Raw genomic sequence first — 12,613 nt, 5'->3', positions numbered from 1 at the left:
GTAAAAAAACCGGCTCATCGCCGGTTTTTTCGTTTGTAGTGAATCCATTCAAACCTGTGGTGCTCTTACCAGACCCGTGCCTACATCGGTGGGATCAAAACCGGGTTTCAGGCCGGTTTCCGTACCCGAACCGATCAGCCGGGCCGTCAGCGTTAAGGGGGTCAGAAAACCGGTTTTCATGATTTTCTCCGCCCACAAAGCGGCCACACCCGCCACGTGGGGCGTTGCCATGCTGGTACCGCTCATCTGAACAAAACCGCCACCGGGTTTGGCCGACAGAATTTTAACCCCCGGCCCGGAAACATTGGCACCCGTATTAGAGAACGTCGCCACCGTCAGCCCCTGCGTGCTTTCGCCCAGCGCTGCAACGGAAATGATGCCGTCCGACACGGCGGGCGGGCTCACTGAAATCTCAAAATCCGGATTCACATTCCGCTGGCTTTCGTTGCCGGCGGCCGCAATGATGACCGTGGCCTGCGAAAACGAACCCTGTATTTTAATCAAAGCGGCCAGCCGTTCGAAGAGCTGGACATTGGCCCGGTAACCTTCCAGCGCGTAGGAGGTGGCCAGTTCGGTGGGATATCCCTCGTCGATCAGTTGCTTCACAAAACCGGGAAAGTCCATCCCCAGCGACATGGAGATGACATTGGCCCCATTCTGCCCCGCCCACTGAATGGCGCTCACGATTTGTTCGCTGGAACCCCCGCCGTTTTCGCCCAGAACCTTGCCGATGAGGGCTTTCTGAACACCGGGGGCCACACCGATCCGGAGGTTGTCACTAATGCGGCCAAAAATCGTTCCGGCGCAATGGGTGCCGTGTCCGTTCTGGTCGCCGTTGCCTTCACCCGTAAAATCCTGCTCAATGATCTGGACGCCCGCAAAAGCCGGGTGTGCGGCATCGATGCCCGTATCCAGCACGGCCACAATGACCCCTTCGCCCGTGAAAGGCGACGTGTCGGCACCCACGGCTTTGACACCCCAGGCCGTAGTCTGGGCCGATGGCGTGGCTACATTTTTTTGGCTAACGGGCTTGATCAGCTTCATAGGAATGGCCGGAGCCATCGCCAGAATGTCGGACCGACGGGTGAGAGCCGACACCTGCCTTCGGTCGATGTCTTCAACTTCGATGGAAAGGCCGGCGGCAACCGCTTCGGCAGAGCGGGGCAACGAGAGTGCGCCCAGAAAGGGATCGCGGGTGGCGGTTTGGGTGGTTCGGAGAATAATGTGTTTCTGTTTCATGGGGTAAGGATATAGTTAGAACGGGAGACTGAACCAAATGTAGAAACAGAACGGGTTCGCCAACAGCGTAGTATTACCTGATTTATTCACCGGGACGATTGATAGAAAACCGGGCATAAACCGGAAAGCCCCGGCTGGATTGCTATTGCAATTTTCAGCCGGGGCCTGGTTCGTTTATTAACGTGAAACCAGTAAAACCGCTTGTTTCAGGCAGCCTGTTTATTCTTTACTCCGAGCGAAGGGCTTTGACCGGATTCATCAACGCGGCTTTAATGGACTGAAAACCGACGGTCATAAACGCAATCAAAAAGGTGCCAACGATGGCAGAGATAAAGATTCCGACGCCCAGATCGACGCGGAAGATGAAGTTTTTCAACCAGGCCGTCATTGCGTAATAGGCCACCGGAGCCGCTACAATGAAAGCAATCAGAATCAGACGCGAAAACTCTTTGGCAAAGATCCAGAGAATCTGGCCCATGCTGCTGCCCAGCACTTTTCGAATCCCGATCTCCTTGGTTTTTTGAGCAGCCATAAACGACACCAAACCGTAGAGACCCAGACAGCCGATGAAAATGGCGATGGCCGCAAAAGTCTGAATCAGCTTGAGCATCAGGTCTTCGGTTGCGTAGAAATTGGCAATGTGTTCCTCCAGAAACTGATAGTCGTAAACCTGATCCGGGTGCCGGTCGCTCCACGTTTTTTCCAGAGCAGCCAGCGTGGGTTGCACAGTGGCGCTATTGATTTTCAGGGCGTAACTCGCGTACAAATCCGGAGCTGTCGTGATGCACACCGCGTTGATGTCTTCGTGGAAAGACCGGTCATGAAAATCGGCGATCACCCCCACAATCGTCCCTTTGGTGTTGCCATCGTTTAAACTCAGGGCTTTCCCAATCACTTCGTCGGATGCTTTCAGACCCAGCTTGCGGGCAAACATTTCATTGACAATAAATTCCTTCGCCGTGTCGGACGGAAACAGGTTGCGACCCGCCACGATTTTTAGTCCAAACATCGGGATATACTGCTCATCGGCGGCTTTGACGCTCACACTAAAGGCTTCATCCTCAGCCCGGTTGTCGTATTTGGGCGAAGTGTTCCAGACGTTGTAGTTCGAAGCCGGAGCCGACTGACAAACCGATACGGTTTGAACGCCCGGAATTTGGGAAAACTGGCTTTTCAGGGTTTTCATCGTCAGCACGTCCGATTCCGTCGCCACCGGTAGCATTACCACGGCGTCTTTGTTGAACCCCAGATCGGATTGCGTCGAATACCGCATCTGGTTGGTGATCACAATCATGCCAATGATCAGCACTTGCGAAATCGCAAATTGCCCCACGATCAGCGTACGCCGGGTATTGAAACCGCCGATGTTTTGTTGTGAAAGCTTTCCTTTGAGCGCCATAACCGGCTGAAAACCGGCCAGAATCAGTCCGGGGTATGATCCGGCAAAGAACGTAACGACCAGGGTCAGGAGGGGTAAAAACAGCATAAACGGCCAGTCGGAAATGGCGTTGACAGCGATTTGTACCTTGAACCAGTCGTTGATGAAAGGCAGGAGTAACGCGGACGCAAGGCAGGCCAATCCAACGGCTACGGTCGTGATCAAACCGGTTTCGGCGATAAACTGCCAGAAAAGTTGCCCGCGGAAACTCCCCAGTACTTTTCGAACGCCCACTTCTTTGGAGCGCTTTAGTGCCTGTGCCGTGGCCAAATTGATGAAATTTACGCAGGCGGTGATGATCAGAAACAGGCCAATACAGCCTAAAACCCACAAATTGGTTTTGGTGATAACCCCGCCATACCGGGCGTTAAAGTGAATATCGGTCAGCGGTTGCAGCTTGTAATGGTGGACGTTTTTGTTGGTCGGGCGGTATTTCTTCACGTAAGCAGGCAAAACCTTCTCTACTTTATCGGGCGAAACCCCGGGCCGGAGCCGGACAAAACACTGCATGGCACTGTTAATGCCGCCCCAGGCATCGTCGCTGGCCAGCCAGTCGTTGTACTGTTTCAGCGTGTTGTACGATGCGTAGATTTCGGTTTTTCGGTCGGTAGTGATGGGTAAATCTTTCAAAACTCCCGTGACCCTGAAATCAACCTTGTTATCCAGCCGAAACAGTTTGTTCATCGGATCGACCTCGCCAAAGAGCTTTCGGGCCATTTTCTCCGTCACAATGGCGGTATTGGGGTCACGCAAGACCGTACTCCGATCCCCTTTCAGCAGCGGATAATTGAAAATGTCGAAGAAATCGGGTTCCGTGAAGGCCACGCCCTCGCTCTCCTTAAATTTGCGGATTTCCGAACCTTCTTTAACCGTTAGCACCACATCCTCGGCGGTGGCAATGCGGGCTACTTTTTCGCCGAAGGTATAGTCGTTACGGAAAACTTTGCCGAGGGGGCTGGGAACGTTGGCGCGGTAGCTGATCGTTTCGCGGTGCTGCTCGGTCACGAAGCGGTAAATCCGGTCGGAATTGGCGTGAAACGTGTCGAAACTCAGGTGGTATTTCACCAGCATGAAAATCAGAATGCCGCAGGTCATTCCGAGGGCCAGCCCGGAGACATTGATCACCGTGTAGCTTTTATTACGAACCAGGTTTCGAAAAGCAATTTTGAAATAGTTACGGATCATCGTGGTATTTGTTGGTTTGGAGTATGCTTCGGGTTTTCGCTTTAAAAAGAACGGGTTCAGGTAATTCAAAACCGCCCAGACGAACGCCCGTCGGGCGTTTGCCAAACCGGCATCCTCCGTCTGCTTGTAAAACACTTCATGCAGATCGCCCTGCACATCCTCCAGCAGATGAGGTGCCACGAAGCGTTCCAGCAGCCAGTCGGCCCAGCGGGGCGGATGCGGTCCTGCATTTGGGTCTTGTGTTTCGGTGTTTCTCATCGGTTTGAAATATCGAATATTGAATAAAAAATATTGAATGATGAAGGGAGGCCACACTTCGATATTCTCTATTCAATATTCAGTGTTCGATATTCATTTTTATTTACCCGCCAATCAATTGAAATTTCCCCGGTGGAATGGCCTGCCAGAGTCGACTGCGGACTTCCTGAATGTCGTTTAAGGCCCGAACTCCGGCATTGGTCAGCGCGAAAAACCGCTTGCGTCGCCCACCCCGTTCGGCGGTAGCACCCCCCATCAGCGAGGAAAGAAATCCTTTCTCTTCAAGGCGGTATAAGGTGGCATGGACGGCACTCATCGTGATCGTTCGCCCGGTTTGTTGCTGGACATCCTCCCAGATTGTAACGCCGTAGGCTTCGGCCGGACAGGCTGCCACCACCAGCAGGACAATTTCTTCAAACTCGCCCAGAAAGGATCTTCGCATGGTCTTACTCCGTTCGTACGATTAGTTGTAATTTTGCAAAACAAATAGGATGCCAGAAAGAAAAAGTGCCTTTGGAAGTGATTTGGATGGTGTTGAAGAAGTGGCTCTGTACGATTTCGGACAGAATTTGTCCAGGTGCGGACAGGCAATGGATGTGGTTTGACGTTACAACCGTTGGAGAAACGCGGCCATTTTTTCGCGCAGGGCCGTATCCGGCTGACGTCCGTGTCCGGCCAGCATGTTGTCGGCAGCGTGCCGGGGGTTGCTGGTGCCGGGAATGACGCAGGTAACGGCGGGGTTTGAAACAATAAATTTCAGAAAAAACTGCGCCCAACTGCTGATCTCGTTTTCGGTCGCCCAGGCTGGTAGTTCCTTCCCTTTTACGAGCGAAAATAACCGCCCTTCGGCAAACGGCTGGTTGATGATTGTTGCTACGCCCTTGTCCCGGGCGACGGGCAACAGCTTTTTTTCGGCATTGCGGGACAGAATCGAGTAGTTGAACTGCACAAAGTCGATGGGGACTTTGGTGATGATTTCCGCCAGTTCATCGTGCATCGAATCGGTGTAATGCGTTATACCGATGTAGCGGATTTTGCCGGACGCTTTCCAGGCTTTGAGCGTCTCCAGGTGCGTTTTCCAGTCGACCAGGTTGTGAATCTGCATCAGATCCACCGACGACCGTTTCATTTTCTGCATCGACTCGTCCATCTGCCGAATGCCCGCTTCCCGACCCCGCGTCCAGACTTTGGTAGCGTAAAAAAACTGGTTTTGAATCCCGGATTCCGCCGTGAGTTTGCCCACCACTTCTTCCGAACGTCCGTACATCGGCGACGAATCGATTAGCTTGCCACCGGCTTGGTGAACGGCTTTCAAAGCCTGCAGCAACGGTTCCTGTTCCGTCGTTCCGGAAACATCGAACGTCTGCCAGGTGCCAATGCCCACGACGGGCAGTTTTTCGTTGCTGGAAGGAATCAGTCGGCTGAGCATGGAAGGAGGAACAGGGGCTGAAAAACCGGATAAACCGCCCGTTGCCAGCGTTGCGGCCGTAGCCCCAAGCAGTCGCAGGGCGTCTCGCCGGGTGTTTCGTTGGTTTTGATCCATCGGTTTCATTCATTATTGACAAACATACCCGCCATCCGCACTCACCAGACTGCCCGTCATGAAGGAATTGTCGTCCGACAACAGGAATGCGACCACCGCGGCAATCTCTTCCGGTTTACCAATTCGGCCCAGCGGCTGGATGGTGTTCAGTGATTCGTAAACCTCCGATTCACCAACGGAATTGACGGCGGAAAAATGGGTTACCGCTTTATGGAGCAAGGGCGTATCGATGGTTCCGGGACAAATGCAGTTAACCCGGATGTTGAACGGGGCATAATCGATGGCCGTGCTTTTGGTGAGTTGCCCGATTGCACCCTTGGTCAGGCCATACACCGAACTGCTGGCTTTGCCGGTAAAGGTCTGATCGGAACCCATCAGCACGATGCTTCCCTTCCGCTGCGCTTTCATGTAGGGGAGAACTTCCCGGACGGTATGAAACGTGCCTTTGATGTTGATCTCGATCAGGTTGTCCAGCTCCTCGTCGGACGTTTGTTCCATTGTAGCGAAAAGGTGGATGCCGGCGTTGGCAAAGAGCATGTCGATCCGGTTTTCTTTCGCCATAACAGCCGCCAAACCGTCTTTGATTTCTTGTTTGTTTCGGACATCACACGGGATAAATTCACCCGGTATGTCGTCGTCTGTAGGTTTTTGGATGTCGAGATTATAGACAATACCACCTTCACGCGTAAGGTGTTCTCGGGTCGCTTTGCCAATGCCGGTGGTGGCGCCGGTAATGACCACTACTTTGTCTTTGAATTTCATGGTACGATGTTGGAGACTCGTAAAACCGATCGATACCGACTGCCCCGGAAACAAGCGCCGGGGCAGTCGGTTCGCAAACGTAGTGCTATCAATCGAAGAATGCTATTGGAATTATCCCAATGATGATCGCATTTATACCAATCAAGAACAAAAGAGTGAAATTACCTCAGATCAGCGAGTTGCACTGATCCGCCAGATCCGGTTGCCGGCATCATCGGCTACGAGCAGCGAACCGTCGGGTAAAACCGACAAACCAACCGGACGACCAAACACGTCCTTGTCGTTGGCAATAAAACCAGTCAGAAAATCCTCCGGTTTTCCACTCGGTTTTCCGTTCTGAAAGGGAACAAAAAGGACTTTGTAGCCCGAAAAAGCCGACCGGTTCCAGGAACCGTGCTGACCCACAAAAGCGCCGTTGCGGTATTTCTCCGGGAAAGCGGTTTTGTCATAAAACGCCAGCCCCAGCGATGCCGTGTGCGAGCCTACGGCCACATCGGGAACGATCGCTTTCTTGACCAGATCGGGCCGTTCGCCTTTCCGGCGCGGGTCTTCGTTCTGACCAAAATAGGAGTAAGGCCAGCCGTAGAATGCGCCTTCTTTAACGCTGGTAATGTAGTCGGGCACGAGTTCATCACCCAGTTCGTCGCGTTCGTTCACGGCCGTCCACAGCGTGTTCGTACCGGGCGCCCAGTCCATGCCCACCGGATTCCGCAGTCCGCTGGCGTAAATCCGCTCACCCGACCCATCGGGGTTGATTTCCAGAATGGCCGCCCGTTTCACTTCATGCTCCATGCCGTTTTCGCCCACATTGCTGCCCGATCCCACCGAAACGTAGATTTTGGAACCGTCGGCATTGGCAAGCAGGTTGCGCGTCCAGTGGTTGTTGTAACCCCCGGCGGGCAGCGGCAGAATCGGCGTTCCTTTGGCGGTTATTTTGGTCTGGCCCGGCTGATACGGAAATTTGAGAACGCCGTCGGTATTGGCGACATACAGCGTGTTGCCGATCAGCACAACCCCAAACGGTTGATTCAGGTCCTCCAGAAAGGTTTCGCGAATTTCCGGTTTACCGTCTTTATTGGCGTCGCGAAGGAGCGTAATGCGGTTGGCACTTTCACCAACGGCACCGGCTTTCGCTTGTCCACTGACGGCGGCCACCACCTTCTTCACCACGCCTTTCTTTTCGGTTTGGGATTCGACTACCAGCACGTCGCCGTTGGGCAACACGTAAGTCCGGCGCGGGTTTTTCAGGTCGCGGGCGTATTCGGTGACCACAAAACCGTCAGGGGCCTTGGGCATCTGGCCGTCTTTCCAGCCGATCACGTTGCTGAAATGCTTGGATGATTCGGAAGGTTCCGGCAAATCAGGTGCCTGGGCAGTTTCGGTTTCTTCCGTTGCCGTAGCAGTGGTTTCGTCGCTCTCCGTCTTTTTGCTTTGGCCGCACGACAGCAGCAGACCGGTCAGCAGTAAGGTGTGTGTAAAAAGAATAATTCGGTTGTTCATCGTTGAGAAGAATTAGCAAGTAATCCTGTATCAACCGACTGATCAACGGCTTTGTTTGGGTTATTTATCGTGATTTATTCGGGCATAAACCACCTCACCGGGCTTGAAGTTCGGTCGCCGGTTGACGGGCCGGTTTAGGACTGGTTTGCAAAAAACGGTTGATGCTGGCCTGCCACTTCGCGTTTTCGACGGTGCAAAACGACTGGTGGGCCGACTTCTCGAAAACCACCAACTGTTTCCGGCGAGTACCTAAATTCTCAAAAATGGCGTCGGTCTCGTGTCGAAGCACCCGGGGGTCTTTCGCGCCCCAGTTGAGCAAAACCGGCATCGTGAGCTGTTTGGCCGACTCCGAGGGCCGGTAGCCAAACACCCACATGCTGCGCTGCATGCCGCCCCACAATGCCAGCAATTCTGACACCGGATGGGCTGGCAGGTGCATCGACCGAAGGCGACCCTGAATGGCGTCATAGAGTGAGGCAAACGGACATTCCAGAATGACCCGCGTCGGTTTCAATCCGTGTTCGGGAATGGCTTTCAGAATCGTAGCGGCTCCCATCGACACGCCCCAGAGGATGATGTTTTTCTCATTTCCCTTTGCCACAAAATCATAAGCGGCTTTCAAATCGTTGGTTTCGCGAAAACCGATGGTGCAAATGTTGCCCCCGGAATTGCCGTGCGCCCGGAAGTCGAACGAGAGGGTGTTGTAGCCCAGGGCGTGAAAATAGTCCGCTTCGCACAGGATTTTCGATTTGTTCGACGCATGGCCGTGGCACAGAATCACCGTGCCTTTGGCCTGTTCTGCCGGAATGTACCAGCCTTCCAGTTTCTGACCGTATTCGTTGGTGAGCCGAATGGTTTCGTAGGGGATTTTTGGGGTATCGCTGACGACCGATTTCTTCAGTTTCAGGCCAAAAAAAGCCGCCTGGATGAGTTCGCTGGTCGAGTAGTCCTCCGCTTTTCGTGCCGGTGTTTGGTCTGGGTTGTCGTAAAAATACGTAAAGCGGGAAGCATGAAAAGCCGAAACGATATTCAGCAGAATAAACAGGACGAGCAAAACCAGCCCGATTCGGCGCAGCATCAGCATGAGTTACCAGATTAAAGAAGCAGGAAGAACGCGTAAAACCGTCCCTCATTTGGACTGGCAAACATACCGATTTTTACAAACACTTTGTCACGAATAGGCCACCGGTTTTACAAACCCGTCTGGCCGAAAAGGAGCAGGCCAATAACCAGACAGCCGGGGTCAGCGGCCGAAGTTTTTTTACCCTTCGCGGTGTGACAAGTGGCACATCGCTCCGTCATATAGTAACCGAATCTGTCAACATGCTAACACTAAAGTATACAGAAAGCCATGAAAGTCTTACCTATTTTAACTGCCCTCCTCTTTATTGCGATTATGATCAACCTGTATTCGGGCATTGCGGATGGCTTCAGCACCAACCGCCAGGCCCTGATCGCGGGCGGTTTAACGGTTCCGGCGGTAGCGGTGCTGTTTGTATTGATCGTAAAAGCGAAGCAGGCGGAGTAGGGGATGGGTATCATTCTGCGTCATGGTCACTGAGTAGATCAGCACCTAAAAATCCTTATCGGCATACTTATTCCCTAATGCTATGCCGCTTCTGCTTCAACGTCGTGCTATGTTAAAAGGGTTGCTGGCGACCAGTCTGGCTGGTTCGGCGGCTGAAACCAGGGCGGTTTCGCAGGCACCGGCCGATGCTGCTCCCTATAGCATCCATATTTTCTCGAAACTCCTTCATTTCCTGGATTATACCGAACTGGCGACGGTTGCGTCCGATCTCGGTTTTGACGGCGTCGACCTGACGGTTCGGCCCGATGGACACGTTGAACCGGCCCGGGTGCAAACCGATTTGCCGAAAGCAGTCGACATCCTGAAAAAGCGGAACCTGAACGTGTCTACGATTACGACTGCCATTACCAAAGTTGATGAGACGGCCCGAACGGTGCTGGAAACCGCCAGCAAGCAGGGCATCCGGTATTACCGCACGGGTTGGCTGGCGTATCCAACCGACCAACCCATTCAGGCGGTGTTGACGAACTACCAAAAGCAACTTGGCGAACTGGCAAAGCTAAACCAGCAACTGAATCTGGCAGGAGCGTATCAAAACCACGCCGGAACCAACTTCGGTTCGGCCACCTGGGATCTGGCCACGGTTCTCAATGAAATCAATAGCCCCCATATGGGCAGTCAGTATGACATTCGGCATGCAACGGTAGAGGGCGGGACGTCCTGGTCAACGGGCGCACGGATGATTGCCCCACACATCCGGTTTATCGCCATCAAGGACGTGATCTGGGAGAAAAAGGAAGGAAAATGGAAAGCGGAAAGTGTACGGCTGGGACAGGGTATGGTCGATTTTCCGGCTTATTTTGCCCTACTGAAGAAACTGAACGTCCGCGTTCCGATTTCGCTGCACCTGGAGTACCCGCTGGGCGGTGCCGATCAGGGCAAACGCGCCATCACAATTCCCCGCGAGAAAATCTATCAGGCTATGCAGACGGATTTACAGACGCTGCGGGGCATGCTGAAATCGGCGGGATTGGGGTGAAAGGGAATGCTAAATAATAAAGGATGAATGTAAAATGTTAAAGTGATTGCAACTCCGGCATTTTTATATTTAATATTCATCATTTGATATTTATCATTCCCTCTTTTAAAGTTTTTTAGCTCAGCGCATTGCGGCAAAAGTCCATGCATTTTTTCACTTCGGCGACGGCATTGGAGCCTTCCGGAATTTTATACTCCAGTTCGACCGTGGCCGGGAATGTATATTTCTGCTCGCGCATCAGTTTCAAAACCGGCAGCAAGGGCGTATCACCCTGACCCCAGGGCAAATTACCTTTTCCATTCGCCGGTAGTTGGCGGTCTTTAATGTGCATACTGGAAATCCGGGTGTGTTTCTGCCGGATTAAGCCCAGCGGGTCGGGCTGACCGGCGGCCAGGTAGTGACCCAGATCGAAGTTCATGGCATTGCCCGGTGATTGGGCGAGCGCGGTGTCCCAAAACGTGGGCGTTTGCTGCTCGTGGCCGTGGTAGCCAACCCGTAAACCGTGTTTCTCGGCCATTTGCCCCAGTTTAAGCGTATGCGCATCGTTGGCCGGGTGTTCGAGCGTAACCTGATTGGCCCCCAGTGCTTTGGCCGCCCGCATGCCATAGTCGATGTCAGCGTCGGTGTTCTGCATGCCGAATGCGTCGGGCTTGAATCCGTAGATGGTAACACCGGCCGCGTTGTACATCTTGCGGACCTGCTCAAACTTGCTCATCGGAACCGAGAGCCGCCATTTGGCCACTTCCGCCCGGTACGCTTTCATTTTAGCATCTGCATCCGCCAGCGTTTTCTGTTCGTCATCGGTGAGGGTCTGGTTTTCGCGCCGTTTCCGCATCAATGGGAAAATCGTCCGCATATCGACCGTATTTTTGGGAGCGCCCGCAAATGACTCGGCCGGCCCACCCATCAACTCGATGGCGCTGATGCCACTATCCAGAACGTATTGCAGGGTGGCTTCGGCACTTTGGTCGGGCATATCCCGGTACGAATACGTAATGACCCCGACCTGTACGCCATTGATCAGGGAGTTGGGTTTGTTTAGATTGCGGATCAGGGCCGGTGCGCCAAACAGTTTTGGAGGAGCAAGCAGGGCACTGGAAACCAAAGCGGCTGTGGCACCCAGAAACTGACGGCGAGTGGGTTGGTTTTCCATCGTTTTAAGTCGGTAGATTTGATTGAATGGCGAAATGGTCACGTTACTAAATAGTCAAAGTAATACTTTTTCAGGTGAATGTACAAGAGAAATAGACGAGTGAGCCGGAAACACCGACCAATAAACCGGCAGAACCGACAGGCTGGACTTTAAAGTCACTGAGATGCGGGAGCCGTCGGGCAGGGAGGCCGCATTAGAATACCCTTAGAATTTGGATTTCAAGAACCGTCCGGGCAGGTTGTGTTGTTTAGTCAGTATTTGTCCTGATTTCGAAGTCGTATGAAAACTATTCTGATCGTTGAAGATGACCGCCGGATTGCCCAAAACATCAGCCGGGGTCTGATGGAAGAGGGATACCAGACCGAGGTGGCTTACGAAGGGTACAACGGGCGAGATCTGGCGTTGCGGCAACCGTTCGATCTGATCATTCTGGATATTAACCTGCCGGGACTGAACGGATACGAAATCTGCCGGAATGTCCGGGCCGAAAAACCGCATCTGCCGATCATCATGCTCACAGCCCTGGGCGAAATTGAAGATAAAGTGGAAGGACTGGAACGCGGAGCCGACGATTACCTGGTAAAACCCTTCGATTTCAGGGAGTTGAATGCCCGGGTGGCAACCTGTTTCCGGCGGGCGGATTTGATCGATAAAAGTGTCGCCGATGAGGTGTTGCGCATCGCGAATCTGGAAATCAATCTATCCACGAAACAAGTCAAACGCGGCAACACCCCCATCGACTTAACCGCCCGGGAGTTTGCTCTGCTCGAATACCTCGTCCGCAACCGGGGCCGGGTCGTTTCCAAAATGGATCTGGCCGAAAAAGTCTGGAGTCTCAACTTTGATCCCGGTACGAATGTCGTGGAGGTGTATATCAATTACTTACGCAAAAAAATGGATCGGGATTTTGAGCCGAAACTGATTCACACCCGCGCCGGTATGGGTTACGTTTTAAAAGTGGAGTAAGC

Annotated in this window: 11 protein-coding genes; 3 read left to right on the top strand and 8 right to left on the bottom strand. The window is 53.1% G+C overall.

Features of this window, described 5'->3' with window-relative positions; genetic code table 11:
• Positions 1 to 48: 48 nt before the first annotated feature.
• From F0P93_RS06335 to F0P93_RS06305, 7 genes are all read right to left on the bottom strand, one after another.
• A complete protein-coding gene (locus tag F0P93_RS06335) occupies positions 49 to 1,239 on the bottom strand; it encodes a S8 family peptidase (RefSeq protein WP_150875496.1) in 1,191 nt (396 codons plus the stop codon).
• A 226-nt stretch (positions 1,240 to 1,465) separates the two neighbouring features.
• On the bottom strand, positions 1,466 to 4,120 hold the full coding sequence (locus tag F0P93_RS06330; RefSeq protein WP_150875495.1) for an ABC transporter permease: 2,655 nt from the start codon (positions 4,118 to 4,120) through the stop codon (positions 1,466 to 1,468).
• Positions 4,121 to 4,223: 103 nt separating this feature from the next.
• On the bottom strand, positions 4,224 to 4,562 hold the full coding sequence (locus tag F0P93_RS06325; RefSeq protein WP_138990783.1) for a PadR family transcriptional regulator: 339 nt from the start codon (positions 4,560 to 4,562) through the stop codon (positions 4,224 to 4,226).
• 165 nt (positions 4,563 to 4,727) lie between these two features.
• Complete coding sequence (locus F0P93_RS06320; protein WP_150875494.1) at positions 4,728 to 5,663, bottom strand: aldo/keto reductase; 936 nt, start codon at positions 5,661 to 5,663, stop codon at positions 4,728 to 4,730.
• Positions 5,664 to 5,675: 12 nt separating this feature from the next.
• A complete protein-coding gene (locus F0P93_RS06315) occupies positions 5,676 to 6,425 on the bottom strand; it encodes an SDR family NAD(P)-dependent oxidoreductase (RefSeq protein WP_150875493.1) in 750 nt (249 codons plus the stop codon).
• Between the two features lie 171 nt (positions 6,426 to 6,596).
• Positions 6,597 to 7,925, bottom strand: a complete 1,329-nt coding sequence (locus F0P93_RS06310; RefSeq protein WP_150875492.1) for a PQQ-dependent sugar dehydrogenase — start codon at positions 7,923 to 7,925, stop codon at positions 6,597 to 6,599.
• A gap of 94 nt (positions 7,926 to 8,019) precedes the next feature.
• Positions 8,020 to 9,009, bottom strand: a complete 990-nt coding sequence (locus tag F0P93_RS06305) for an alpha/beta hydrolase (protein ID WP_150875491.1) — start codon at positions 9,007 to 9,009, stop codon at positions 8,020 to 8,022.
• Between the two features lie 267 nt (positions 9,010 to 9,276).
• Here F0P93_RS06305 and F0P93_RS31455 point away from each other — a divergent pair, with 267 nt between their 5' ends.
• Together F0P93_RS31455 and F0P93_RS06300 are read left to right on the top strand one after the other, a co-directional pair.
• Positions 9,277 to 9,453, top strand: a complete 177-nt coding sequence (locus tag F0P93_RS31455) for a hypothetical protein (RefSeq protein WP_191908741.1) — start codon at positions 9,277 to 9,279, stop codon at positions 9,451 to 9,453.
• Positions 9,454 to 9,535: 82 nt separating this feature from the next.
• Complete coding sequence (locus F0P93_RS06300) at positions 9,536 to 10,492, top strand: sugar phosphate isomerase/epimerase family protein (protein ID WP_150875490.1); 957 nt, start codon at positions 9,536 to 9,538, stop codon at positions 10,490 to 10,492.
• Between the two features lie 115 nt (positions 10,493 to 10,607).
• Here the strand turns inward: F0P93_RS06300 and F0P93_RS06295 are convergent, their stop codons facing one another.
• On the bottom strand, positions 10,608 to 11,645 hold the full coding sequence (locus tag F0P93_RS06295; protein WP_150875489.1) for a sugar phosphate isomerase/epimerase family protein: 1,038 nt from the start codon (positions 11,643 to 11,645) through the stop codon (positions 10,608 to 10,610).
• A gap of 279 nt (positions 11,646 to 11,924) precedes the next feature.
• Here F0P93_RS06295 and F0P93_RS06290 point away from each other — a divergent pair, with 279 nt between their 5' ends.
• The gene (locus F0P93_RS06290; protein WP_150875488.1) at positions 11,925 to 12,611 is read left to right on the top strand and encodes a response regulator transcription factor; all 687 of its coding nucleotides are present in this window, start codon (positions 11,925 to 11,927) and stop codon (positions 12,609 to 12,611) included.
• The last annotated feature ends 2 nt before the right edge of the window (positions 12,612 to 12,613 follow it).

Origin of the sequence: Larkinella humicola (assembly GCF_008727875.1) — a bacterium.
Classification (GTDB): domain Bacteria; phylum Bacteroidota; class Bacteroidia; order Cytophagales; family Spirosomataceae; genus Larkinella; species Larkinella humicola.
Note: the sequence above shows the minus strand (reverse complement) of the source record. Positions and strands in the feature narration are given on the sequence as shown.

Excerpts from the sequence above, each read along its gene's own strand:
- F0P93_RS06335 (WP_150875496.1), bottom strand. The coding sequence starts at position 1,239 with ATGAAACAGAAACACATTATTCTCCGAACCACCCAAACCGCCACCCGC.
- F0P93_RS06330 (WP_150875495.1), bottom strand. The coding sequence starts at position 4,120 with ATGAGAAACACCGAAACACAAGACCCAAATGCAGGACCGCATCCGCCC.
- F0P93_RS06325 (WP_138990783.1), bottom strand. The coding sequence starts at position 4,562 with ATGCGAAGATCCTTTCTGGGCGAGTTTGAAGAAATTGTCCTGCTGGTG.
- F0P93_RS06320 (WP_150875494.1), bottom strand. The coding sequence starts at position 5,663 with ATGGATCAAAACCAACGAAACACCCGGCGAGACGCCCTGCGACTGCTT.
- F0P93_RS06315 (WP_150875493.1), bottom strand. The coding sequence starts at position 6,425 with ATGAAATTCAAAGACAAAGTAGTGGTCATTACCGGCGCCACCACCGGC.
- F0P93_RS06310 (WP_150875492.1), bottom strand. The coding sequence starts at position 7,925 with ATGAACAACCGAATTATTCTTTTTACACACACCTTACTGCTGACCGGT.
- F0P93_RS06305 (WP_150875491.1), bottom strand. The coding sequence starts at position 9,009 with ATGCTGATGCTGCGCCGAATCGGGCTGGTTTTGCTCGTCCTGTTTATT.
- F0P93_RS31455 (WP_191908741.1), top strand. The coding sequence starts at position 9,277 with ATGAAAGTCTTACCTATTTTAACTGCCCTCCTCTTTATTGCGATTATG.
- F0P93_RS06300 (WP_150875490.1), top strand. The coding sequence starts at position 9,536 with ATGCCGCTTCTGCTTCAACGTCGTGCTATGTTAAAAGGGTTGCTGGCG.
- F0P93_RS06295 (WP_150875489.1), bottom strand. The coding sequence starts at position 11,645 with ATGGAAAACCAACCCACTCGCCGTCAGTTTCTGGGTGCCACAGCCGCT.
- F0P93_RS06290 (WP_150875488.1), top strand. The coding sequence starts at position 11,925 with ATGAAAACTATTCTGATCGTTGAAGATGACCGCCGGATTGCCCAAAAC.